Origin of the sequence: Rouxiella sp. Mn2063 (assembly GCF_049319665.1) — a bacterium.
In the GTDB taxonomy this organism is placed as follows: Bacteria; Pseudomonadota; Gammaproteobacteria; order Enterobacterales; family Enterobacteriaceae; genus JBMOUD01.
The window spans coordinates 39052-63153 of record NZ_JBMOUD010000004.1 but is presented as its reverse complement, the minus strand read 5'-3'; the positions used below and the strand labels follow the sequence as shown (position 1 = coordinate 63153).

22 protein-coding genes are annotated in these 24102 nt (G+C 48.4%); 11 read left to right on the top strand and 11 right to left on the bottom strand.

Annotated features, from left to right (window positions below):
• Positions 1-10: 10 nt before the first annotated feature.
• The 4 genes from ACL9RG_RS07770 to ACL9RG_RS07755 form a co-directional block, all read right to left on the bottom strand.
• Positions 11-808 carry a fimbrial biogenesis chaperone gene (locus ACL9RG_RS07770; protein ID WP_422792030.1) on the bottom strand — a complete coding sequence of 266 codons (798 nt, stop codon included), beginning with the start codon at positions 806-808 and terminating at the stop codon, positions 11-13.
• An 18-nt stretch (positions 809-826) separates the two neighbouring features.
• Positions 827-1396: a Csu type fimbrial protein gene (locus tag ACL9RG_RS07765; RefSeq protein ID WP_422792029.1), complete on the bottom strand. Its 570-nt coding sequence runs from the start codon at positions 1394-1396 to the stop codon at positions 827-829.
• A 10-nt stretch (positions 1397-1406) separates the two neighbouring features.
• Positions 1407-1925, bottom strand: a complete 519-nt coding sequence (locus ACL9RG_RS07760) for a Csu type fimbrial protein (protein ID WP_422792028.1) — start codon at positions 1923-1925, stop codon at positions 1407-1409.
• A 172-nt stretch (positions 1926-2097) separates the two neighbouring features.
• Positions 2098-2664, bottom strand: a complete 567-nt coding sequence (locus ACL9RG_RS07755) for a Csu type fimbrial protein (protein WP_422792027.1) — start codon at positions 2662-2664, stop codon at positions 2098-2100.
• Between the two features lie 833 nt (positions 2665-3497).
• On the opposite strand from ACL9RG_RS07755, the gene ACL9RG_RS07750 reads away from it, so the two are divergent.
• Complete coding sequence (locus ACL9RG_RS07750) at positions 3498-4385, top strand: LysR family transcriptional regulator (protein ID WP_422792026.1); 888 nt, start codon at positions 3498-3500, stop codon at positions 4383-4385.
• Here the strand turns inward: ACL9RG_RS07750 and ygbI are convergent.
• Positions 4382-5143, bottom strand: coding sequence for a DNA-binding transcriptional repressor YgbI (ygbI, locus tag ACL9RG_RS07745; protein ID WP_422792025.1), 762 nt, complete (start codon positions 5141-5143; stop codon positions 4382-4384). The genes ACL9RG_RS07750 and ygbI overlap by 4 nt on opposite strands.
• A 342-nt stretch (positions 5144-5485) precedes the next feature.
• Between ygbI and ltnD the strand changes: the two genes are divergently transcribed.
• Genes ltnD through ACL9RG_RS07725 form a run of 4 tightly spaced genes read left to right on the top strand, consistent with a single transcriptional unit; the run spans position 5486 to position 9119 of the window.
• The gene (ltnD, locus tag ACL9RG_RS07740) at positions 5486-6400 is read left to right on the top strand and encodes an L-threonate dehydrogenase (RefSeq protein WP_422792024.1); all 915 of its coding nucleotides are present in this window, start codon (positions 5486-5488) and stop codon (positions 6398-6400) included.
• Complete coding sequence (otnK, locus tag ACL9RG_RS07735; RefSeq protein WP_422792023.1) at positions 6400-7677, top strand: 3-oxo-tetronate kinase; 1278 nt, start codon at positions 6400-6402, stop codon at positions 7675-7677. Before ltnD ends, otnK begins: the two co-directional genes overlap by 1 nt.
• Positions 7674-8327: an aldolase gene (locus ACL9RG_RS07730; protein ID WP_422792022.1), complete on the top strand. Its 654-nt coding sequence runs from the start codon at positions 7674-7676 to the stop codon at positions 8325-8327. Before otnK ends, ACL9RG_RS07730 begins: the two co-directional genes overlap by 4 nt.
• Before the next feature lie 12 nt (positions 8328-8339).
• On the top strand, positions 8340-9119 hold the full coding sequence (locus ACL9RG_RS07725) for an HPr family phosphocarrier protein (RefSeq protein ID WP_422792021.1): 780 nt from the start codon (positions 8340-8342) through the stop codon (positions 9117-9119).
• Between the two features lie 411 nt (positions 9120-9530).
• On the opposite strand, the gene ACL9RG_RS07720 is transcribed toward ACL9RG_RS07725, so the two are convergent.
• Complete coding sequence (locus ACL9RG_RS07720; protein WP_422792020.1) at positions 9531-10358, bottom strand: amino acid ABC transporter permease; 828 nt, start codon at positions 10356-10358, stop codon at positions 9531-9533.
• A complete protein-coding gene (locus ACL9RG_RS07715) occupies positions 10358-11176 on the bottom strand; it encodes a transporter substrate-binding domain-containing protein (protein WP_422792019.1) in 819 nt (272 codons plus the stop codon). Before ACL9RG_RS07715 ends, ACL9RG_RS07720 begins: the two co-directional genes overlap by 1 nt.
• Positions 11177-11625: 449 nt before the next feature.
• Between ACL9RG_RS07715 and ACL9RG_RS07710 the strand changes: the two genes are divergently transcribed.
• Positions 11626-12921, top strand: a complete 1296-nt coding sequence (locus ACL9RG_RS07710; protein WP_422792018.1) for an NCS2 family permease — start codon at positions 11626-11628, stop codon at positions 12919-12921.
• 48 nt (positions 12922-12969) lie between these two features.
• Here ACL9RG_RS07710 and ACL9RG_RS07705 read toward each other — a convergent pair whose 3' ends face one another.
• On the bottom strand, positions 12970-13380 hold the full coding sequence (locus ACL9RG_RS07705; RefSeq protein WP_422792017.1) for a winged helix-turn-helix transcriptional regulator: 411 nt from the start codon (positions 13378-13380) through the stop codon (positions 12970-12972).
• 119 nt (positions 13381-13499) lie between these two features.
• On the opposite strand from ACL9RG_RS07705, the gene ACL9RG_RS07700 reads away from it, so the two are divergent.
• Entirely contained in the window at positions 13500-14357 is an 858-nt protein-coding gene (locus ACL9RG_RS07700; protein WP_422792344.1) for an SDR family oxidoreductase, read from the top strand.
• Positions 14358-14408: 51 nt separating this feature from the next.
• Here the strand turns inward: ACL9RG_RS07700 and ACL9RG_RS07695 are convergent, their stop codons facing one another.
• The 3 genes from ACL9RG_RS07695 to cynR all read right to left on the bottom strand — a co-directional run bounded on the left by ACL9RG_RS07695 (position 14409) and on the right by cynR (position 18714).
• Positions 14409-15830 carry an MFS transporter gene (locus tag ACL9RG_RS07695; RefSeq protein WP_422792016.1) on the bottom strand — a complete coding sequence of 474 codons (1422 nt, stop codon included), beginning with the start codon at positions 15828-15830 and terminating at the stop codon, positions 14409-14411.
• 257 nt (positions 15831-16087) lie between these two features.
• Entirely contained in the window at positions 16088-17590 is a 1503-nt protein-coding gene (proP, locus tag ACL9RG_RS07690) for a glycine betaine/L-proline transporter ProP (RefSeq protein ID WP_422792015.1), read from the bottom strand.
• Between the two features lie 224 nt (positions 17591-17814).
• A complete protein-coding gene (gene cynR, locus ACL9RG_RS07685) occupies positions 17815-18714 on the bottom strand; it encodes a transcriptional regulator CynR (RefSeq protein ID WP_422792014.1) in 900 nt (299 codons plus the stop codon).
• Positions 18715-18834: 120 nt separating this feature from the next.
• Here cynR and ACL9RG_RS07680 point away from each other — a divergent pair, with 120 nt between their 5' ends.
• From ACL9RG_RS07680 to mgtA, 4 genes are all read left to right on the top strand, one after another.
• Positions 18835-19488, top strand: a complete 654-nt coding sequence (locus ACL9RG_RS07680; RefSeq protein WP_422792013.1) for a carbonic anhydrase — start codon at positions 18835-18837, stop codon at positions 19486-19488.
• Between the two features lie 32 nt (positions 19489-19520).
• A complete protein-coding gene (gene cynS / locus ACL9RG_RS07675) occupies positions 19521-19991 on the top strand; it encodes a cyanase (protein WP_422792012.1) in 471 nt (156 codons plus the stop codon).
• A 538-nt stretch (positions 19992-20529) separates the two neighbouring features.
• Positions 20530-20775, top strand: a complete 246-nt coding sequence (locus ACL9RG_RS07670) for a hypothetical protein (RefSeq protein WP_422792011.1) — start codon at positions 20530-20532, stop codon at positions 20773-20775.
• 324 nt (positions 20776-21099) lie between these two features.
• Complete coding sequence (gene mgtA / locus ACL9RG_RS07665; protein ID WP_422792010.1) at positions 21100-23805, top strand: magnesium-translocating P-type ATPase; 2706 nt, start codon at positions 21100-21102, stop codon at positions 23803-23805.
• Positions 23806-24102: the final 297 nt, after the last annotated feature.

Sequence of the window (24102 nt, the reverse complement as noted above, 5' to 3'; positions counted from 1 at the left end):
CCGATTTTTATTATTCGCCGCGTGGGATGACAATCGGAGTAGTGTTATCTGCTATCTGCGCATTTAACTGGCCGCCGGGTATGACGCCAGCCGGGACTTGCCAACGCATAACCTGCCCTGGTAGCACATAGCCCATAAAGCCGGGGTTCATAATCTTCACCCCTTTTTTGGCATCATTGATGGCTGACCAAAACACGTTGCTTAGACGAGCGTGGACAATGCCGGTATTACGTATTTGCAGATACATTTTTCCATTAAGAGTTTGGCTACTCCATTGCAAAACGGGCTTGGTCGCTGTCGCGCTATCGCGTTTGACGTCCGCACGTTCATTGGTCCACAGACCTTCGCCATCAACAAACAGCGGCAGCAAATAACGCATCTGCAATTGCAACCCGCCAGAGGCAACCGTTGGGTTTTGAGTGGGAGGATTTATTGGCGAAGGGATCTCATCAATAATAATTCGGTAAGATTTCTCGGTTTTTGGTGCCACTTGGCCATTGCGAATTAAGCGGATTAACTGACGTTGGCCCGGCAGGACAGTGGCAAATGGAGGACTGGCAACCACATCCGTTTGGTCAGCGTAACCGTCGTTAAAATTCTCTTGTTTCCAGCTCAGGACTCGCACTTGCAAAGAAACAGGTGCAGCACCACGGTTTTCTAACCACAGCGCTGAGCTGTTCTGATCTGATTCAATAATTTGATAAACCGGCCATACCAATACTGAACTGGCGGCCTGAACGTGAGCTGTGCAAAATAGCAATCCGACAAAGATAAAACGGAAAAGAGAGCGATTCAGGGTTTTTAACATAATTTATATCCCTATTATTCAATAAGTTAACGTAACAGTGACGATGTCGGTGTAAGTTCCCGCTGTTGGTAAAGTCGTCGCTGAAAATAGACGTGCATAAACTGGATAGGTTTGTGTCGTTGTCGGAAAATTGCTGATTGTTTTGGCCTGTAGGCCAGTTCCCCAAACCTGTGTTCGCCCTGCATCTTGATAAAGCTGATAAGCCAAGGTCCCAGTATTGGTACTGTTGGCCATATAACGCTGCGTAGCATTTCCGCCGTGGGTGCCATAATCCATAGCAATAGCAACTGTGATCCCCGGCGTGCAGGTGATGACAACTGACCCCGCACCTGTGGTACTAGCAACATCGAGATTGCTAGGGATAGAAGACATTGACCCAAAATTAATGGTACCCAAGTCGCTGATGGGGCTATTTAAGGAGCTGCCAAAAGCGCATCCTTTGCTGATGGTTGCTGTCACTGCAAAGGATTTTGTTGCGGTATCGCCTTGTGCCGCGTTGATATAAAACAGTGTTGCCAGCAGTAGCCAGCAAGCGCATTTTTTTGCAGGGGGGGTATTTATGTTTGTGACTAGTTGGAATCTCTTCATACCGTCTCCATTACCAACTGACGGTAACATTGACCGTATCCGCGTAAGTCCCGGCGGCCGGTGTAGTTTGTACAGGCACAATGCCAAAGACGGTATGCCACTGATCGGCTCCGTTGCCAATATCGCTGATGCCGGTGATGTTATCCCACACTGTGGCGCCTGAAGCGGTGGTATAGAGGTTGTAGAGCACGGTCGAGGTATTATTGGCTGTGTTGACTAATGTCCGGTTAGCGACGTTACCGCTGCTGCCACCGTCCATCACAATTTTGTAGCCCACGCCATTAATACAATTGACGCGAATTGAACCTGCGGCTTGCGCACTGGTGACCTTGATAGCCGTACTGAGGCTGGCGTAATTGCCAAAATTCAATACGCCAAAGCTGGTTGTGCCATTTGAGGTCGTTCCCATTGAACAGGCGGGTAATAAGGTAGCAGAAACACCCAATGTGGCAGCATGGCTTACAGGAATCACACCCTGTAATACGAGCACCACGCATGCGGGTAACAACATTGATACCTTAATACTCATTGCTATCCCTTTAATGGAAATACCCACTGTTGTGCCAAGTTCAGATCAACGTCACTTATCGGCGTGACTTAGCGTAAAGCTCATGTAGATAAGTCTATTTGCCTGCACTCAGGCTTTGCTTAGGTATAAGTCGTTAATTCAGAGCCATTTATGGCTCTGAATTAATCATTTACTACCAGGAAAGAGTGGCGACTACGGTATCGACATAAGTACCGGAGGCAGGCGTTTTGTTAGCCTGTTCTGTTGGGTTGATATAACCGTAAATAGGAATATTTTGCGTCGTAGTGCCAGTCGTAATGGTCGGCAATGCCTGTGCGGTATTGATCAGATACTCTTTAGTATGTGCTGCATCAGAGTAGAGACGATAAGGAATAGGCGTTGCCCCTGCGGCTACTGAGGTCAGCGTACGTTGCGGAGTCGCTCCTGTTGATGGAGTCAGACCACCGTTCAGGGCGATAGATGGCGTTAATCCTGTTGAGCAGGTCACCGTCACATTACTACCGCCTGTGGTGCTTTGCACTGTACCGTTAATTGGGCTATTCAAATCCGAATAGCTACCAAAGTTCAACGTCCCCCACACTGGGTTGCCAGCAACAGCACCATTGGTCACGGTACAACCGCTACCAATAGTTAATGTCAAAGCGAGCGTACCGGTAAGGGCACCTGCTGCTTGTGAACTTACCGGAATGAGGGATGATGCAACCAACAAACCGAGTAGTGAATATTTTTTAATGTCCATGATGACTCCCCAAATGAGCTATGCGGCTGTGCACGCATGCAAAAAAAAGTTTTGCACGTGGAAATTCTCTGGTGGTGAATATCGCTATAAAATCAATCAATTTTACTGCTGCGCCATACTGGAAAGACTTCCCATTTTTATCTATGGGATCGCTCGTTGGCTCTTTAATTTTTAGCCTTATCACCATGAATTAACCATGGCGCGGCAATATGAATGAAGAATAGTTTAATTAATTTAACTTAATCGGTACGTTTAGGGTTTTTCCTAAAAAAGATATTAAATATTGTTTTTGGCTATAAAGTAGGTTTTTAATTTTAAATTTGTTTTTGTTTTTAGATTAAAAAATCTAGGCGAGGCGGTAAATTACTTATTTTGCTAATCAATTAAGACATATAAAGAGTAATGATATTAGTTTATTTGGTTAATATTTACCCATAAGTTAAGGCCGGACGATGTTATAAGTTCCGGCTATTTTTTGTGCGGTACGATAAATGCGGTCAAATTTTTTTTGCTGGCTAGTTTCGGCAGAATTACCCTGTTGTGATATGGCGCGAAAGATCGCTAATGTGGATATCAGGGGGATCATACGCCTGCTGATAAAGGGCCAAATCCATCGGCTAACGCACCGCTAATAAAATTTAGTGGCAGGAGTGCTCTGCCAGGAAAACTGCGGTAATGGTCGGCAGCTTGTTGGAAGGGACATAGCTATTTCTGTATTCATAATGATTCTCTAATCGGAAATATGATTTTTAGAATGATAAAATGTCTGTAATTTCACGAAAGTAAGCTTTAAGTCCGATGATTAAAGACAATATGTCCTCAATGGGGTCGCAATGGATAATCTGAACGGTATGTTGGCGTTTGTGCGTGCAGCTGAGAGCAAAAGTTTTGCCGCGGCAGGTGTTCGCCTCTGCGTTTCTGCTTCTGCGGTAGGGAAAAGTGTTGCCAGGTTAGAAGCACGCCTCAACGTCCGACTGTTTAACCGCAGCACCAGACGTATCAGCCTGACCGATGAAGGCCAGTTGTTTTTTGAGCGCTGCCAGCAGATTGTTAATCAGGTCGAAGAGGCGGAACTGGAGATGTCGCGTGCGGTCGGGCAGCCGCGTGGCAGGCTGCGGGTGAGTTTACCGGCGATAGGTTATCGTATGTTACTGCCGTATTTGCCGGAGTTTCGCCAACGTTATCCGCATATAGACCTGGACCTGGATTTCAGCGATCGCATGGTGGATTTGATTGACGAAGGGGTGGATGTGGCGATCCGCAGCGGAGAATTAACCAATTCACAGATGATGTCACGTCGCCTCGGGCCGTTCCGTTTCGTGATTGTTGGCAGCCCGGCCTATTTTGCCCAACGTTCCCTACCACTTAAGCCACAAGATTTATACCAGCATGATTGCTTGGGTTATCGCTTTCCCAACGGCGGGCAATTACAACGCTGGGAGATGTTGGGTGACACGCCTTTGGATTTGTCTTATTCCGTCAGCAGTAATAATTTGGAATCACTACTTCAAGCGGCACTACAGGGGTTAGGTTTAATTTATGCGCCTGAGTTTTTAGCTCGGGAGTATTTAGCATCGGGAGCATTGGTATCAGTTCTTGCCGAGCAGCTAGACTTCGTTGGTAAATTTTCTTTAGTCTGGCCTAGTAGTCGCCATCTATTGCCTAAAATCCGCGTGTTCATTGATTTTCTCAGCGAGAAACAGATTTTAGGCAGTGATTAGCCAGTAACAATTAATTCGATATTATTCTTGTTCAATTCATCCCTGGCCGCAGCCGGCAGGTGTGCATCGCTAATGACGCTATCAAAGACATTCAGCGGTAGCGCCATAAAGGTCGCAATTTTGCCATATTTAGAGCTATCGCTAAGTAAGACCCGCTTACTGCTCACTTCACAAATAGCCCGTTTGACTATGACTTTATCTTCATCCGGTGTAGATAAACCGCGTGGCCCCCAGCAGGATGCTGATACAAAGGCGATATCAATCGATAAGTTGCGCAGAGCTTGCGCGGCGGCTTCACCGACACATGAACGGTTTTCGCGACAAAGTGTGCCGCCGGTGTGGATCATGCGGCACTGGCTAGAATCAATGAGCATGTTGGCGATCACAAAATCGTTGGTCACAATCAGCAAATCATCCCGTGTACTTAGCTGCTGCGCCAGCGCCAGCGTAGTAGTACCCGCATCAAGATAAATACAGCTATTGCGCGGAATATGTAGTGCGGCGGTTTGACCGATCGCCGGCTTTTCCGCACGGTACATGGTGCTTTTATCAAAATGGGAGGGTTCAATGGATAACCGGTCGGGAGAACGTATGCCGCCCGATACTGCCAGCACGCTGCCTAACTCCTCCAGCTTTTGCACATCGCGGCGGATAGTCATATGCGACACCCCCAGCCTGTCAGTTAGCTCATTAATGCTAACCACGCCACGTTCAGCGACCAGCGCCAATATTTGTTGATGACGTTCTACCGGGATCAAGGTGTCTCCTTGGCAACAAAAATAGAATGATAATTAATGTGATTATAGGCCAGTTAGCCCGCTAAATTTCTCATATTTTAACGGCTTTTTTCGACAACCGTGTTCGATGTCATGACATCGGGATGATAAATAATAGGCAGTGAAGTTGTTTAATTCAATGAATATACAGTGGGTTAGAACAATGGGCTGCTGTTCTTCTGTGAAAAATTGTTATGTCGAATGCCGCTCTGTTTGTTAATAAATGTGATATTAATCACCATGGGAGGGATGGCTACGCGCTATTATTCACATGGGAAAACAAATAATCACTAAATTTAACAATCAATGTGACGTGGAGTGTCTATGTCTCAATCATCAACAATATCTGTATGTATTATTGGTTTGGGGTCGATGGGCATGGGCGCTGCGTTGTCCTGCATTAACGCTGGATTATCTACTTATGGCGTAGATTTGAACCCAGCGGCGCTTACCTCATTACGTCAAGCGGGTGCTATCGATGCCCAATCTGATGCATCGGCCTTTGCGGCTAAATTGGACGCTGTTTTACTGCTGGTGGTCAATGCCATGCAGGTGAAGCAGATTCTTTTTGGCGAGCGGGGATTGGCTGCGCAATTGCCCGCTGGAACGGCGGTGATGGTCTCCTCGACAATTTCGGCGCAGGACGCCCAGTCTATTGCTCAGCAGTTAGAACATTATCAACTCATTATGCTAGATGCCCCGGTGTCTGGTGGGGCAGTGAAGGCGGCGGCGGGTGAGATGACGGTGATGGCTTCCGGTAGTACCTTGGCGTTTGAGAAACTTAAACCAGTGTTAGATGCTATCGCCTCCCAGGTTTATTGCATTGGCGAGACGATTGGCCTGGGTTCGACGGTGAAAATTATCCACCAACTGCTGGCCGGTGTGCATATTGCTGCGGGAGCTGAAGCAATGGCAATGGCGGCCCGCGCGGGTATTCCTTTGGATACCATGTATGACGTGGTTACCCATGCGGCGGGAAACTCTTGGATGTTTGAGAACCGCATGCGCCATGTCATTGATGGCGATTACTCGCCAAAATCGACGGTCGATATCTTTGTCAAAGATCTGGGCCTGGTTAGCGATACCGCAAAATCCCTTAACTTCCCATTACCGCTGGCCTCTACGGCATTAACTATGTTTACTTCGGCCAGTAATGCCGGTTTGGGTGAGCAAGATGATAGCGCTGTGATCAAGATTTTTAGTGGTATTGCTTTACCCGAAAAACAGGAGAGTCACTGATGCAATTGGGCGTAATCGCAGATGATTTCACCGGAGCGACGGATATTGCCAGTTTCCTGGTCGAAAATGGCATGGCAACCGTGCAGCTAAACGGCGTGCCGACAGGGCAATTTATCTCCTCTGCGGATGCGGTGGTGATCAGCTTGAAATCCCGCTCCTGCCCGGCGGCTCAGGCGGTAGCCGATTCATTGGCGGCGCTAGAGTGGCTGCGTGGCCAAGGATGCCAGCAGTTTTATTTTAAATACTGCTCTACTTTTGATAGCAAGGCCAAAGGCAATATTGGTCCGGTGACTGACGCGTTGTTGGCCGCCTTAGGCGAATCACAAACTGTCATCTCTCCTGCGCTGCCAGTAAATGGCCGCACGGTCTATCAGGGCCACTTATTTGTGATGGAACAACTACTGAGTGAGTCGGGGATGCGTCATCATCCCGTGACGCCAATGCTGGAGAGTAATTTGCTGCGCCTGATGGATGCGCAGGCCAAAGGCCGCAGTGGGTTGGTGCCTTTCAGCGTGATAGAGCAGGGAAAAGAGGCGGTCAAACAGCGTTTAGCAGAGCTACAAGCGCAGGGCGTGAACTATGCGGTGCTTGATACTCTCAATGAACAGCATTTACTGACTCAAGGTGCGGCGCTGGCCGATATGAAGCTGCTTACCGGTGGCTCTGGCTTGGCGATTGGCGTGGCGCGTCAGTGGGCTAAGCGTAGCAATAAAGATATCACGCAACAAAAGCAACGAGCCCAGGCCGCAGGCTATCCACAAGGTGCAGGCTGCGTCGTGTTGTCCGGCTCTTGCTCGGTGATGACTAATCGACAGGTTACACGCTATCGCCAGCAGACAGCGGCGATAGCTATTGATGTCGAACGCTGTCTGAGTGAACCCGATGCGTATGCTCAGTCTTTGTCTCTGTGGGTTGAACAGCAACAGCATCGGCGATTAGCACCTATGATCTATGCCACCTCGGAGCCGGAACAACTAGAGGTTATTCAGCGCCAATGGGGGGCTGAGCGCAGTAGTTCGGCGGTTGAGCAGGTGTTTGCCGCTTTGGTGCGCCTTCTTTATGCACAAGGCTATCGCCGCTTTATTGTTGCCGGTGGCGAAACCTCTGGCGTAGTAGCTCAAACGCTGGGAGTTGGGGCGTTTTATATTGGCCCGGTTATTTCTCCTGGTGTGCCTTGGGTTAAATCGACTGATGGCGCATTTTCGCTGGCGCTAAAATCAGGAAACTTTGGTGATGAAAACTTCTTTTCCCGTGCGCAGGAGGAATTTCCCGTATGAGTGAGCAACCAACAATATTCTCTGCTGCCGATGAAATGCCGGCCCGTGAAGAGATGGTTAAATTGGGGGCTTCTTTTTTCCAGCGCGGTTATGCCACGGGTTCAGCCGGTAATCTGTCGCTATTACTTGCTGACGGTACGCTGTTGGCCACACCGACCGGTTCTTGCTTGGGCACGTTAGATCCGTTGCGCTTATCAAAAGTGAGTCTCGATGGTGAATGGTTATCAGGCGATCAACCTTCAAAAGAGGTGAGTTTTCATCGGGCTATTTATCTCAATAATCCTCAGTGTAAAGCGGTTGTGCATCTGCACTGCCTCTATCTGACGGCGCTCTCTTGTCTGCAAGGGCTGGATACCAGTAATGCTATCAAGCCCTTTACACCTTATGTTGTTATGCGTGTTGGTGATGTGCCGGTGGTACCTTATTATCGCCCAGGAGATGCCCGCTTAGGTGAGGATTTGGCTAAATTAGCGCCGCATTATCGGGCATTTTTATTAGCGAATCATGGGCCGGTAGTCACTGGAAAAACGCTGCGCGAAGCGGCGGAGAATACGGAAGAGCTAGAAGAAACGGCTAAATTGATTTTCACGCTGGGTAACCGGCCGATACGTTATCTCACCGCCGATGAAATTGCTGAATTAAGAACTTAATAGGAACTGATCATGCCTAGATTTGCTGCCAACTTATCAATGATGTTCACTGAGTTGCCTTTTTTAGAGCGTTTTGACGCGGCGGCCAAAGCCGGGTTTGAGGCGGTAGAATATCTGTTTCCTTATGACTATCCGGCCAAGTTATTAGCCGACAAGCTGCGAGAAAATGGCTTACAACAAGTGTTATTCAATACACCGCCAGGGGATGCTGCGGCTGGCGAATGGGGGCTGTGCGCGTTGCCGGGGCGAGAAGTGGATGCGCGTCGCGATATTGATTTGGCGTTGGAATATGCGCTAGCGCTGAAATGTCCTTCAGTGCATATCATGGCGGGGAATGTACCAACAGGCGGTGATAAACGCTTATATCAACAAACGTTTATTAATAATCTCCGTTACGCTTCCGAACGTTTTGCACCACATAACATTAAGATATTAATTGAAGCATTGAACTCGACCTTGAAGCCCAATTATTTATTCTCCAGCCAGTATCAGACGCTAGAGATTGTGAAGGAAATTAATCGAGATAATGTCTTTACCCAATTCGATTTTTATCATGCGCAACTCATGGATGGCAATCTGAGTTACTTAATTCGCCACTATGCGGGGTGTTATGCCCATATCCAGATTGCCTCCGTTCCCGATCGCCACGAGCCAGATGAAGGAGAGCTTAACTACCCTTATCTGTTTGAGCTATTAGATAGCGTGGGCTATCACGGCTGGATAGGATGCGAATACAACCCACGAGGCGACACCCTTGCCGGGTTAGGTTGGTTTGACGCTTATAAGAAGTGATACCCGACTGCTGGCAATACCAGTTATTAGGGCGTTAACTTGTTGACCAGAAAGTAGTTGACCCAGTTCTTGCTAGTTGTTGACCTTGCTCTTGACCTTCAACAGCGCATCTTATCGGCCAAGCGAACGAATGAGGCTAGGGTAAATCGTCCAGGGACGGACGATTTAGGTTGAGCCGGGCAGGGACGCCCGTCTCAGCCGACCCGTGAGGCCGAAGCAGTAAGCGCGGGCAGTCGCGCAGCGACCCGATAAGCTAAGCGCAGGCGTTGGGTGCAGGGGCTTTCGCCGAAAAGCCCTTGCCGGTCGCGTTCGGCGACGCTGATATATTCCACCTAAGTAATAAGCGGCCGAACTTACGCGAATATCATATAAATGGGTGTTAAAAAGCCCCAGCGTCGCTTCTGACGCCAACTAACGATGATACGCCTGCCCAAAGTGCCGCTCTAACCGGCTTTGAATCATTTCTAAAATGATCGACATAATCCAGTAGATAGCCGCGGCCGAGGCCAGCATCTCCATATAGCGGTAGGTGCTGCGACCATAAGATTGTGCCAGGAAGTTTAGTTCCCATAATCCCATCAGCGAGACTAAGGAAGAGTCTTTCAGCATTGAGATAAACATCGAACCTGCCGGTGGAATGATAATGCGCATTGCCTGCGGAGCCGTGATGTTGATAGCAATATCCCAGGAGGATAATCCCAGCGCTAAAGCGGCTTCTTTCTGACCGCGTGGCACGGATAAGACGCCGCTGCGGATAGTTTCAGCCAGATAGGCACCGTAATTGAGTGATAGTGCAATAATTCCTGAACTGAGCGCGCCGAGCACAATACCAACCTGCGGGAGCGCCAGATAGATAATCAGCACTTGCACTAATAGCGGCGTACCGCGGAACAAAGAGGCATAAAAGGTCGCGCAACCAAAGGCCAGCGCATTGCTCGACATCCGGCCCAGTGCTGTAATCAGTCCCAGTAGCATACAGAAGAACATCGAACAGGCGGTGATCAATAGTGTTAGCGCCGCGCCTTGTACAAAGCCGTCAGGAGACAGATGCAGGCCGAGTAAATACGGCAGTTTTTTCTCAATCAGCGACCAGTCTAATCCCATATTGGCAAACATCGCCAATAATAGACTGAGTAAAACGAGCCAAGTGATTACTGTTTTGATTTTAAACGCACGTGCTGAGGATTGGCCCCCAGCTTTGCTGGGTGCGCTGTGCTGCATGTCAGGTGGTACCGCCATTACTGATCCTCGCGGGTAATATCTTCCCCGAGCCAGTGCTGGGATATTTTGGCCAGTGTGCCATCGTCACGCAGTGCTTTAATCGTATCGGCGATTTTTTTATCCCATTCTGCATCGCCCTTATCTGTTGCGACCCAGTTAGGTTCTGAGAATAACTCGGTTGCAATTTTAAGATTCGGCATACGTTTGATACGCGCCTGCGCCGTGGCTAAATCCGAAATCACCGCATCCAGACGAACGCCGGGACCAAGGGCTAAATTCTGGAAAGCGATTTCTTCATCGCTTGGGATCGCTTGTACATGATCAAAGGGGAATTGCAGGGGCTTGTGACCTGGAATGCTTAGCGTTTTCTGCAGATAAAGTTCATAGCTCGAACCGATACCGATGCCGACTTTCTTATCGCTTAAGTCTGCGGCAGATTTTATATGCGTTTCTTTATTATTGACGACCAGTACCGCTGGGGAACTGTAATAAGGGACTGGGAAGTCCAGCACTTTCGCGCGCTCAGCATTTGGGGTCATTGAACAGATACAGGTATCCCAACGTCCGCGCCAGTTACCGCCAACAATGGTTTCCCAACTTGGTGCGGCTAACTCGAGTTTTACCCCTAAGCGTTGTGCGACGGCTTTTGCGACATCAACGTCAAAACCGGCCAATTGATTGTTGTCATCCAGAAAACCAAAGGGTGGATAGCTATCCATGATGATATTACGCATTACACCGGTTTTGGTCACACGATCCAGCGTCGCGCCAGCCTGAGTAAACCCGGAGAAAAATGTAGCGCTCAGGAGCGTTAAACTCAGCAATAAAGTACGCATCAGTCGGGCTTTCCTTGGTTAGTCTTATCGGTCGGAAATAGGGGATTGTCGAAACAGATGACAAGAATAATATAGTGGATGTATAGAAGTCTAATTATCTATAACCGCCAGTTAACGATGTTGACTGCTAATCAGTCGCCAAAAGATTATTGAATGTGTGGAGATAAAATTTCGCATTTGTTGATGATAAGAATAGAAAAACACCGTAAATGCCTGCTTATATGGGACTTCCATCAAATATCTGTGATTGACGACATACTGGGATTTTTCTAGATTGTACGCTGGCCCAAACTGGAACAGCGCAGCCGCGCGTTTTTGTCCGCCAAAACCAAATAATGACAGGGTAGCTAAAACACCTTCCTAGCGCGGGAGTCGTATGTCTGCGTCCGGTGTTTTACAAATACTTATAACAAGCATTGCTTGCTGACAGCACCATCAAGAGAGTAGACATGTTAGAAAGATTGTTTCAACTAAAAGCTCACCGGACCAACGTCCGAACGGAGATCATCGCCGGGATAACCACCTTCCTGGCGATGGCTTATATTTTGTTCGTTAACCCTTCTATCCTCGGCGCAACCGGTATGGATAAAGGTGCAGTATTTGTTGCTACCTGCCTGGCCGCCGCTATTGGCTCGGTACTGATGGGATTGATTGCTAATTATCCTATCGCCTTGGCTCCTGGAATGGGCCTGAACGCTTTCTTCACTTATACCGTTGTCCTGCATATGGGGTATTCATGGCAGGTGGCATTAGGTGCCGTCTTTATCTCTGCAATTTTGTTCTTTGCGTTGTCGATTTTTAAAATTCGCGAATGGATTATTCGTAGTATTCCATTGCCGCTGCGTTCGGCAATTGCTGCGGGTATCGGGTTATTCTTGGCGCTGATTGCGCTAGAGAGCTCAGGCATCGTTGTCGCTAACCAAGCAACATTGGTTGGTCTGGGCGACCTGACCAAACCAGGACCGCTGTTTGCTATGCTGGGCTTCATCCTGATTGTGGTGTTGGAAGCACGTCGAGTACCGGGCGCCGTATTGATTGGTATTCTTGCTGTGACCGTTTTAGCAATCGTTTTCGGATACACCCCATTTGGCGGCGTAGTTTCTATGCCACCTTCTTTGGCACCGACCTTCCTGCAACTTGATATTAAAGGCGCATTGAACGTTGGCATGATAAGCGTGGTCTTTGCCTTCTTGTTCGTTGATGTGTTTGATAACTCTGGCACCTTGATTGGCGTGACCAAGCGTGCGGGCCTGAGTGATGAAGAGGGCAATATCCCAAAAATGGGCCGTGCTTTGTTGGCAGACAGCGCCGCGGCTCTGTTTGGTTCACTGCTTGGTACCTCAACAACCACCAGCTATGTTGAATCAGCCGCTGGCGTGAGTGCCGGTGGACGTACCGGTTTAACTGCGATTGTGGTTGGTGCGTTGTTCTTGCTGAGCCTGTTCTTTGCACCATTAGCGGGTAGCGTACCGGCTTTTGCTACCGCACCTGCGTTGCTGTTTGTTGCAGTATTAATGGCATCTGGCTTGGCTGAAATTGACTGGAAAGACATTACTGTAGCTGCGCCGGTTACCGTGACGGCGTTGGCAATGCCATTGACCTATTCCATTGCTAACGGCATCGCTTTTGGCTTTATTACCTGGACGCTGGTTAAGTTGTTGAGCGGCCGTGGTCGTGAGTTAAACGCGGCGTTGATCGTGCTATCAACTCTGTTTGTTATCAAACTGGGTTGGTTAAGCGCTTAAGTTGTTTAGCATCCTCCGCTGTTGCTGGCGGGGGATGCTTCCCCCCTCTTATTTCTCACAACGCTGTTGCCGCTGTTGCATAATGCGATGCAAATTATCTTCCAGCCAGTCTGCCAATCCCTCAACCTGTTGCTGAACCTCAACGCCTAACGGCGTCAGATTATATTCAACGTGCGGCGGTACCACCGGATAAGAGATGCGGTCAATAAAACCATCTTCTTCCAACGCTTGTAAGGTTTGGGCCAGCATTTTTTCGCTGACACCACCAATCTTCCTTCTCAACTCGCTAAAGCGCAGCGTCTGATTACTCAATGCTATGAGCACGAGCACTCCCCAGCGGCTGGTGACGTGGCGCAAGATTTCGCGTGACGGACAGTCTTTGCTCATCAACTCACCGCGTCTGACCTGCTCGGAGAAAGGTAAGTCAGAAGGGGAGATATTATTGTCGATTATTTTCATACTTACCTTTTTGTACGTACTTACTTTTAGTTAGTTTAATGCATATCATCATTTCACGACAGCATTTGGCTGTACTTTTTAACTCACCATTAACTGATTCTGACCTTTGGAGAACGATGATGATTGCGATTACCGGTGCGACCGGCCAACTGGGCCGTCTTGTGATTGAACAACTGCTGAAAAGTGTTCCAGCCAGCCAGATTATCGCCGTGGTGCGTAGCCCTGAAAAAGCCAAAAACCTGGCTGAACTGGGCGTTGAAATCCGCCGTGGTGATTATTCGCAACCAGATACCTTACCCGCGGCTTTTGCCGGTGTGGAAAAGCTGTTGTTGATCTCTTCTAGCGAGATTGGTCAACGTATCGCACAGCATAGCGCAGCGATTGCTGCTGCTAAGGCTGCTAACGTTAAGTTGCTGGCTTATACCAGCCTGTTACATGCGGATAGCTCACCGCTGGGGCTGGCGGTTGAACATGTTGCTACTGAAAATGCGCTGCGTGATTCTGGTTTGCCAGTGGTTGTTTTACGTAACGGTTGGTATACCGAAAATTATGCGGCGAGCATTGCTCCCGCTTTAGCGCATAACGCCTTTATTGGCTCAGTTGGTGAAGGACGTATCTCTTCTGCCGCTCGTGTTGATTACGCCGCTGCCGCCGCCGCTGTACTGCAATTGGATAACCAGGCGGGCAAGGTATACGAACTGGCAGGCGATGACTCCTACTCGTTAGCCGAGTTTTCCGCAGAAATCGCCCGTCAATCTGGCAAGAAAGTAGATTATGTCAACTTGCCACAGGCGGAGTTTGCTAAAGCGCTGGTTGGCGCTGGTTTGCCGGAAGGTTTCGCACAGCTGTTGGCGGATTCTGATGCTGGCGCAGAGAAGGGCGGGTTGTTCGACGATAGCCACCAGCTACGTCAGCTTATTGGCCATGCGACCACACCATACGCCGAGGTGATTAAGGCGAGCTTAAACTTACTCTAACTTTGGTAGTAAAGGGGCGCAGAAATCAGCGCCCCTTTTAAGCACCTGACCTTAAATATTCTCCAGATTAAGCCCTTTGGTCTTAGGTCCGTAAATGCCGATCACTAACATCACAATCAACATGCTGGCGACGATAAAGGCGATCACACCTTGGGTACCGGCATATTGCAAAATCAGGCCGATCAAAATGCTGCTAAACACCGTCGATAGCCGACTGAATGAATAACAGAACCCGACAGCTCGCGCGCGGATACGCGTTGGGAACACTTCGGTCTGGTATGCGTGATAGCTATAAGTCAGCCAAGCGTTGGAGTAAGTGATAAGAAAACCGCAGGCTACTAACATCACCGGGCTGGTCTGGAAGGCAAACAGAGTGCCGAATACCACCGTCATTAAAGACGATAAGACAATCTGCCATTTGTTTTCTATTTTATCGGCGTAGCGGCTGCAAATCAGCGAACCTAACGGATAGGCCAGCGTGATGAAGAACGCATATAACAGGCTGTGCGTCACCGTGGTGCCTTTCCCGGAAAGCAGCGCCGGTAGCCAGTTGCCGAAACCAAAAAAGCCAATCGATTGGAAGAAGTTCATCACCACCAACATCAGTGTCCGTTTACGGTACTGCGCTGACCAAATTTCTTTAAAGGTCCCTTTTTGTGGCAACGATGCCGTACCGCTATCGGCCATATCAGCCACATAGGCAACCTGAGTGGTGATGCCGCAACGTCTCTCCATCTCGCTGACCACCTGATGTGCCTGTTCATGGCGCCCTTGCTGCGCCAGCCAACGCGCTGACTCTGGCAAATTCTTACGAATAAACCAGATTATCAACGAGCTCACGGCACCAATAATCACCACATAGCGCCAGCCGGTCAGCCCCAAAATAGTTTTTGGCACCAGCCACCACGACATCAACGCCACGGCGGGCACCGATAAAAACTGGATGAAGAAAGCGAAGGCAAAGGCTTTACTGCGCAGATGGCTTGGCACCCATTCGGTGAGATAGGTATCAATCGTGACCAGTTCGATACCAAGCCCAACGCCGACCAGGAAGCGGCAGAAAATAATCCATTCAGCCTGATTCTGAAACGCCATTAACATGGAAAAACAGCCGTACCAAGCCAGCGCGAACATAAACGTCATGCGGCGGCCAAAGCGGTCGGCATTGGGAGCCAGCAAGCTGGCACCGAAGAATAGACCTAAAAAGGTGGCAGAGGCGAAAGCGGCCTGATCGGAAACGCCAAATACTCCGGCACTACCGATGTGGAAGATGTTCTCAGCAATAAGCCCTGAGCTGATATAACCCGTTTGGAAAAGGTCATAGAGCTCAAAAAATCCGCCTAAAGACAAGAGCGTAATGAAACGCCATAGCCCGGCTGACGCAGGTAGTGCATCAATTCTTGCTGACAGCTGATTGTTATTGGAGGTGTTTTTATTGTTGTTGTCGCTTTGTAGTGTACTGGCGTAGCTCATGTTCTAACCCGTATCAGGATGATTTAGCATTCACTTCTATCCTAATGGCTAAACACCGGATTTAAATTTTGAATTTGGCTACGTAAATCGAAAGTTAAGAATAAAAAACTAGCAATGCGCGTTAAGATTCGATTTGTTTGTATTCTTTACGTGAAGGGATGGAAAACCCGGCGAAGGGGAAGTGGGAAAACACAGGGGCAAGCTGTATAGGCTTGCCCCTGTGAGACGAACACTCTTATTTATCTAATGCCAATGAGCTAGTTAATATCAGGATGCTGGTCGATAAGCGTTCTTCTTTTCTTCTCGAGCTCAGCAATCTCTCCATCGATATCTTCAATTTTCTGGCCGATATTATCGTGATGTTCCTGCAAGATCTCTTTGGCCTCGGCACGGTCAGAGGCGGCGGGTGTTGCCCCTTTCAATGGCTTATTGGCGGTTTCTTTCATAAAGATCCCGGTGGCAAAACCAATGACCGAGATCACCATCAGGTAATAGGCCGGCATATACAGGTTATTGGTAGCTTCAACCAACCAAGCTGCGACTGTTGGCGTCAAACCAGCAATCATCACCGAGATATTGAAGGCAATAGCCAGGGCGCTGTAACGGATATTGGTGGGGAACATTGCCGGTAGCGTTGATGCCATCACGCCGATAAAGCAGTTGAGCAAGACGGCAAGCAGCAGCAACCCACAGAATATCAGGCCAACTACGTCGCTATTAATCAAGATAAATGCCGGGATAGCAAAGATGAACAGGCCGATACTCCCTGCGACAATAAAGGGCTTACGACCGATTTTGTCACTCATCAGGCCGATAAACGGCTGGACGAACAGCATCCCCAACATAATGGCGATAATAATCAACACGCCGTGGTCTTCAGAATAATGCAGGCTATGCGACAGATAGCTCGGCATGTAGGTCAGCAGCATGTAATAGGTGACGTTGGTCGAAACCACGATACCGACACAAACGATCAGATTCTTCCACTGCTTGGTTAGGATCTCGCGGAAAGAAACCTTTGGCGGTTCTGCGATGCTGTGGCGCGAATCGTTGTCAATCTTATCAACATGCTGTTGGAAAGTCGGCGTCTCTTCCAGCGCGTGGCGCAGATAGATACCAATCAGGCCCAGCGGTGCAGCGATGAAGAACGGAATACGCCATCCCCACTCGAGGAAGTTATGCTCACCGACAATGCTGGAGATCAGAATAACTACGCCGGCACCAAGAACAAAACCGGCGATTGAGCCAAAATCAAGCCAGCTGCCCAGGAAGCCACGCCTTCTATCTGGCGAGTATTCCGCAACGAATACCGCAGCACCGGTATATTCACCACCGACGGAGAAGCCTTGCGCCAGTTTGGCTATCAGCAGCAGTATCGGTGCCCAAATGCCGATAGTGGCATAGGAGGGGATCAACCCGATACAGAAGGTACTCACCGACATAATAATAATGGTGATAGACAGCACTTTCTGCCGTCCGAATTTGTCACCCAGTGCGCCGAAGAACAGGCCGCCAATTGGGCGAATTAGAAAGGGAACGGAGAAGGTTGCCAAGGCGGCAATCATTTGAATACCAGGATCGGCACCCGGGAAGAATACTTGACCTAAGGCAAAGGCGACAAATCCATATACCCCGAAATCGAACCATTCCATGGCATTACCCAGCGCAGCTGCAGTAATGGCTTTTTTCAGTTTAGTATCATCAATGATAGTAATGTCATTGATTTGCATGGGTTTAACACGTTTTTTTCTTAATCTCATCTTTTACTTCCTTTGTTCGACATATATCCACTTTAAAAGTGTGAAACAGGTGGTTACTGTCGTTCACCCTGTAAAAATCTCATTCAGTATAGGATGTTTTTGACCAATGTCGCAAAAGGTGGCTGTTATCTAATCAATGTCGGTTTAATTGAAAGATCATGCTAAGTGGATAAATGATGGTTAGTTAAATGCTTTGTTTATTGTTATTTGATTGGTGTTTTTTGCTAGCGAATTTGACGTAATTTAGCGGTGGAATAGTCCGTTAATAGCGCTATGAAGGCGCGTGCTGCGGCGCTGCGATAAGCGTCTTTACGTTGCAGCAACACCGCCTGACGTTCGATTTTTGGCGTTTGCAGGCTGACTGGTGATAGCCATTGGTCGATATTGGCGATGTCCTGCGGCAATATCGTTGCCAATTGCCCAAGCCGGACCATCTGTACAATCGCACTAATTGTATCGCTTTCGATCGCCACGCGCGGACGTATTGAGAGTGACTGGAAAAATCGGTTGATAAATCGCCGGGTGGAAAAATCACCATTGAGTAACACCAGCGGTAAGCGAGAAAACTCGTCTGGACTTAATTTCTCTTGCCTGTTCGCCAGCGGATGCTGTCCGCCAACCATTAGATTCAATGTCTCAGTGAACAGCGGGGTCGCGCTAACATCAGGAGAATGAATTGGATCGAAAGCAATGCCGAGATCCAGTTGATCCCCGACCAGTAAGGTTTCTATTTCATCTTGCGTCATTTCACGTAAATCCAGGCGAATACCGGGATAGCGACGATAAAAATCTCCGACGACTGATCCTGTCAGATAGGAGGTGAAGGTGGGTGTCATTGCCAGCCGTAATGAGCCTCGCTGCAAATCTTCAACGTCATGGATGGCGCGCGTACCAGCCTCTAAATCCTGTATAGCGCGCCGGGCATAGCTCATCCAAGCGATTCCCGCATCGGTCAGCTGTACAGTGCGCCCAGAGCGGTCAAAAAGTTGTATGTGCAGTAAGTCTTCCAATTGTTTGATTTGTTGCGATAAAGTGGGCTGCGATATATGCAACGTTTCGGCGGCACGAGTAAAATTTCCTTGCTCAGCCACGGCAAGAAAGTAACGTATATAACGTAGTAACATAGCGCCCCATTGAGTTAACTATTAGTAAAACCTATAGCGACTATTATAAATGGGTCTTAGACCCTATAGCTATTTCGGTTCATCATCCGCCCATCCACGAGATCCTGATATGGAGAGAACATGAAGGATATTATCGACGGTTTCTTGAAGTTCCAGCGCGAAGCATTTGTTGAACGTAGCGAATTGTTTAAACAGTTAGCGAATCATCAAAACCCACGCGCGCTGTTTATATCCTGCTCGGACAGCCGTCTGGTACCGGAACTTGTCACTCAGCGCGAGCCGGGTGATCTGTTCGTTATTCGCAATGCAGGCAATATCGTGCCTTCTTTTGGTCCAGAACCTGGTGGCGTTTCTGCCACGGTAGAATATGCGATTGCGGTATTAGGCGTGGAAGATATCGTGATTTGTGGTCACTCCGACTGTGGAGCAATGACCGCAGTGGCTACCTGCCAGTGTCTTGATCATTTACCTGCGGTTGCCCACTGGCTGCGTTACGCCGATGCTGCCCGCCATATTACCGAAGCGGGTGAATATGCCACCGAACGTGACCGTATCAACGCCATGGTACGCGAAAACGTTATCGCTCAGCTCACCAATATCAAAACCCATCCGTCTGTTGCGCTGGCCCTCTCTCAAGGGAAAGTCAAATTACACGGTTGGGTGTACGACATCGCCAGCGGCAGTATTGATGCGCTCGATGGTAATACCCGTCAGTTTGTTTCACTGGCGGATAACCCACAAGTGACGGCAACGCCTGCGTCACCCAGCTTCTAGCTAGAGTTATCTCACAATATTAAGGAACGTTTATGGCCCAATCACTGCACAACCAAACGGCACGCCAGAATCTGACCGACGTCATTATGGATGCCAAAGTTCGCAAAAATCTGACCTTTGCCTCGCTCAATGAAGGGACTGGCTTGAGCGTTGAGTTTGTCACTGCTGCTTTATTGGGCCAGCATCCTTTGCCAGAACAGGCCGCCCGCGTTGTAGCGGAAAAACTGGATCTGGATGAAGATGCCATTCGTCTGTTGCAGGCTATTCCTGTACGTGGCAGCGTTCCTGGTGGGATACCGACTGACCCGACGATTTATCGTTTCTATGAAATCGTCCAAGTCTACGGCTCAACGCTGAAAGCGTTGGTGCATGAGCAATTTGGTGACGGGATCATCAGTGCGATCAATTTTAAACTGAACATTGATAAAGTCCCCGATCCGGAAGGTGGGCATCGCGCGGTGATTACGCTCGATGGGAAGTATTTACCAACTAAGCCATTCTAATACCCGTCATACTTGACGTTGCCTCTGCGTTGGCTGCGGTTGCTTACCCGAATCACTTACTTAAGTAAGCTCATCGGGATGTGCTCCCTTGCCGCCTTGATGCAACGCCAATTATTTTGGGTATTACGAAGATCGTTGTCGTCATACTAAAGTCGCGCAGAATATCTGTGCGACTTCATTCTTCTGAATATAATTGTCCTTATTTCCTGAATGGAATATTTGTATTATTCCCTTTTCGATATATTTACAAACCTCTCAGTTTTATAAACAGAAACATTTAACTTCGACTTTTTAGATTGACAATGCCCATGCTCGTGAGTAAATTGCACGAGCCGGAAGTTGAGGCCTTTCTAAAACTAACTTAAGAGAATAATGGACACTGTAACTAGTCGCTTGTCGGACTGTGCTCATGTAGCCGTTCGATATACTAAATATGAAATAAACCGTACTGACTCCGTCGGTTGGGTGTGCCTCGTTAGAGCTTGATTCTCTCGCCTTGCTTCACCTCAACCTGATGTTTACGGTCCCGAGGTGTGTTATGACTTTCAAATCAACTGTGTTCCCGGGTGTAAATTCATTTACATCTAAAATGCGTGTCCGCCAGTCTAGCGATCGCAGCTTGACCGTGCGCAAACAGCATTCATCCTCTATCTTTTCTCCATATATCAATGGATTAAAGCAGCGTGTTACTAACTGGCGTGTCAGTCCTGTCACCGGCCAGCTGGAACAACGTAGCTCGTTTGCCGATAGCGACGACCCACATAGTAGACTCTTCACCCTGTAATTTTCGGTGGATGATACAGCTATTGGGCTTGGTTAAATCAGTCAGAGTTATGACACAACCAGCGTAATACTGAACTCTCTGGGAATTATCATTTTATTCATTCTTCCTATCCTATTTTTTATAAAAATCGGGCTGGCGAAGCTATGAGAAAAATAAAAATATAATAAGTCATTTCCTATTCAATTAAATGAATAGCGAAGTGCGCTGCCTTAAAATTAATTTAAATACCGATCGCATAAGCAGGAAGCGAGATAATGACGGCTGCCCGAAATTCGGTTTGCAGAATAATGTTATCTCCTCTTGTTTTGCGGCAGGAGCGTAGTAATGACAGTTATCAATAAAAACAAAGTACAAAAAAATCAGAAAGCGAGTCCATCATCAATGCGCGCTGCTCTGGAAGCGCGCAATGGTGTCGCCGCCACATTAATCAATGTGGGCTCTTCAAGGGAAGGGCTGCTAACTTCTCATGCGCAGGGCCGTTTGGAAAAAGAAGGCTTTAACGAAGTTGCCCATGACAAACCGCCTCATGCCATGATCCAACTGCTTAAGGCGTTCAATAACCCGTTTATCTATATCCTGTTGGCGCTGGCTTGTATCAGTTTCGTCACTGACTATTGGCTGCCTGTCCATAGTGGTGATGAAGGGGACCTGACCACTGTCACCATCATTGGCACGATGGTGATGTTAAGTGGCCTGCTGCGTTTCTGGCAGGAACATCGTTCGGCAAAATCTGCCGAAGCGCTGAAAGCGATGGTGCGTACTACCGCTACCGTACTGCGCCGTGAGAAGGCGGGCGCGGTGGGTAAACTGCAAGAGATCCCGATGCGCGAATTAGTGGTTGGCGATATCGTGCAGTTGTACGCTGGCGATATGATCCCGGCAGATATTCGCCTGTTGGAATCACGGGATTTGTTTATTAGCCAAGCCGTATTAACCGGAGAAGCCTTGCCGGTTGAGAAGTACGATACGCTGGGAGATGTGGCAGAAAAGTCGGCCAATTCCATGGCTGAAGATAGCGATAACGTGCTCGATATGCCCAACATCTGCTTTATGGGCACTAACGTCGTTAGCGGCACCGCACAAGCCGTTGTCGTAGCAACAGGTTCGCGCACGTACTTTGGTTCTCTGGCAAAAGCGATTGTTGGTACGCGGGCACAGACGGCGTTTGACCGCGGAGTGAACAGCGTCAGTTGGTTGCTGATTCGCTTTATGCTGGTGATGGTGCCGGTGGTGTTCTTACTTAATGGTGTACTAAAAGGCGAGTGGTGGGATGCATTACTGTTTGCGCTGGCGGTGGCCGTTGGCCTAACGCCGGAAATGCTGCCGATGATCGTAAGCGCCAATCTGGCCAAAGGCGCGGTGGCGATGGCTAAGCGCAAAGTGGTGGTAAAACGCCTTAACTCGATCCAGAACCTTGGGGCGATGGATATCCTGTGTACTGATAAAACCGGCACACTGACGCAGGATAAGATCATTCTTGAGCACCATCTTGATACTGCCGGGCACAGAAACGAGTCGGTATTGGCGCTGGCGTGGCTAAACAGTCACCATCAAAGCGGTATTAGAAACCTGATGGATCAGGCGGTGATCTACTTCTCTGAAAATGATCCGGTATTTTCTAAACCACAGGGTTTTAGCAAAGTCGATGAAATGCCGTTTGATTTTATCCGCCGCCGCCTGTCGATTGTGGTCAAAGATGAAAAAGACAATCACCTGCTAATTTGCAAAGGCGCAGTGGAAGAAATGCTCAGCATCTCCTCGCATGTTTATGAAGAGGGCAGAGTGATTGAGCTGGACACAGCACGGCGTAATAGCCTGCTGAAACTGGCCAACGATTACAACAAAGAAGGTTTTCGCGTTCTGGTTGTTGCGACAAAAGAGTACCGTAAAAATGAGGCCAAGAAGCAATACGGCACGGTAGATGAGTCTGATTTGATCATCCGCGGTTTCCTGACTTTCCTTGACCCGCCGAAAGAAACCGCGGGCCCGGCGATTGCCGCATTGCGCAGTATCGGCGTCGGCGTCAAGGTGCTTACAGGAGACAACGCGGTAGTGACCAGCCGCATCTGCCGCCAGGTGGGATTAGAGCCAGGCGAGCCGGTATTAGGACCGCAGTTGGAAAATATCGACGACCAAAGCCTGAAATTGCTGGTTGAAGAGCGCACGGTGTTTGCCAAATTGACGCCGCTGCAAAAATCCCGCGTATTAAAGGCATTGCAGTCTAATGGTCACACGGTAGGGTTCTTAGGTGATGGCATCAACGATGCACCGGCGCTACGTGATGCGGATGTGGGTATCTCGGTTGACAGCGGCACAGATATTGCCAAAGAGTCAGCTGATATTATCCTGCTAGAAAAAAGCCTGATGGTGTTGGAAGAGGGGGTATTAAAAGGACGGGAAACCTTTGGCAATATTATGAAGTACCTGAATATGACCGCCAGTTCTAATTTTGGCAACGTATTCTCGGTATTAGTGGCCAGTGCTTTTATTCCGTTCTTACCAATGTTAGCGATTCAATTATTATTGCAAAACCTGATGTACGATATTTCTCAGTTAGCATTACCTTGGGATAAAGTTGATAAAGAGTTTTTACAAAAACCGCGTAAATGGGATGCCAAGAATATTGGGCGCTTTATGGTATGGATTGGGCCAACGTCTTCTATTTTCGATATGACCACCTTTGCGGTGATGTGGTATGTATTTGCCGCAAACAGTGAACATATGCAGGCATTATTCCAGTCCGGTTGGTTTATTGAAGGCTTATTATCACAAACCCTGGTAGTACATATGTTGAGAACACAAAAAATACCTTTCTTCCAGAGCACCGCCGCTTTGCCGGTATTGCTGATGACCGGCCTGATTATGGCGGTAGGTATTTACGTACCCTTCTCACCATTAGGTCCATTGGTTGGGCTGCAAGCACTGCCGTGGCAGTACTTCCCATGGTTAGTCGGTACGCTGCTGGCCTACTGCTGTGTCGCGCAAGGGATGAAAAAGTTCTACATCCGTCGCTTCAAACAGTGGCATTAATCTCACGGGATTAATCAGGGAACGGGCATGGCTAGTAGTGCCTGCTATTAGAGAGAACACGGCTAGGGGGCCTGGCCGTGTTATGCCGGATATATGCAATCGTAAATATCGGTGCCGGATGAGTATCGGCACCTTCTATATCGTGATAAGGATTTGCCTTTGGTAAAAATATGAATGTTATCTTCTTTGTTGTCTTATTTATTAAAAATAAAACCATCATCATTATGGTGTTATTTTTAATGAAAATAGCCAAGGTGCTGCGCTTAGGTGGTATGCGATTGTATGTCGATGGGAAAA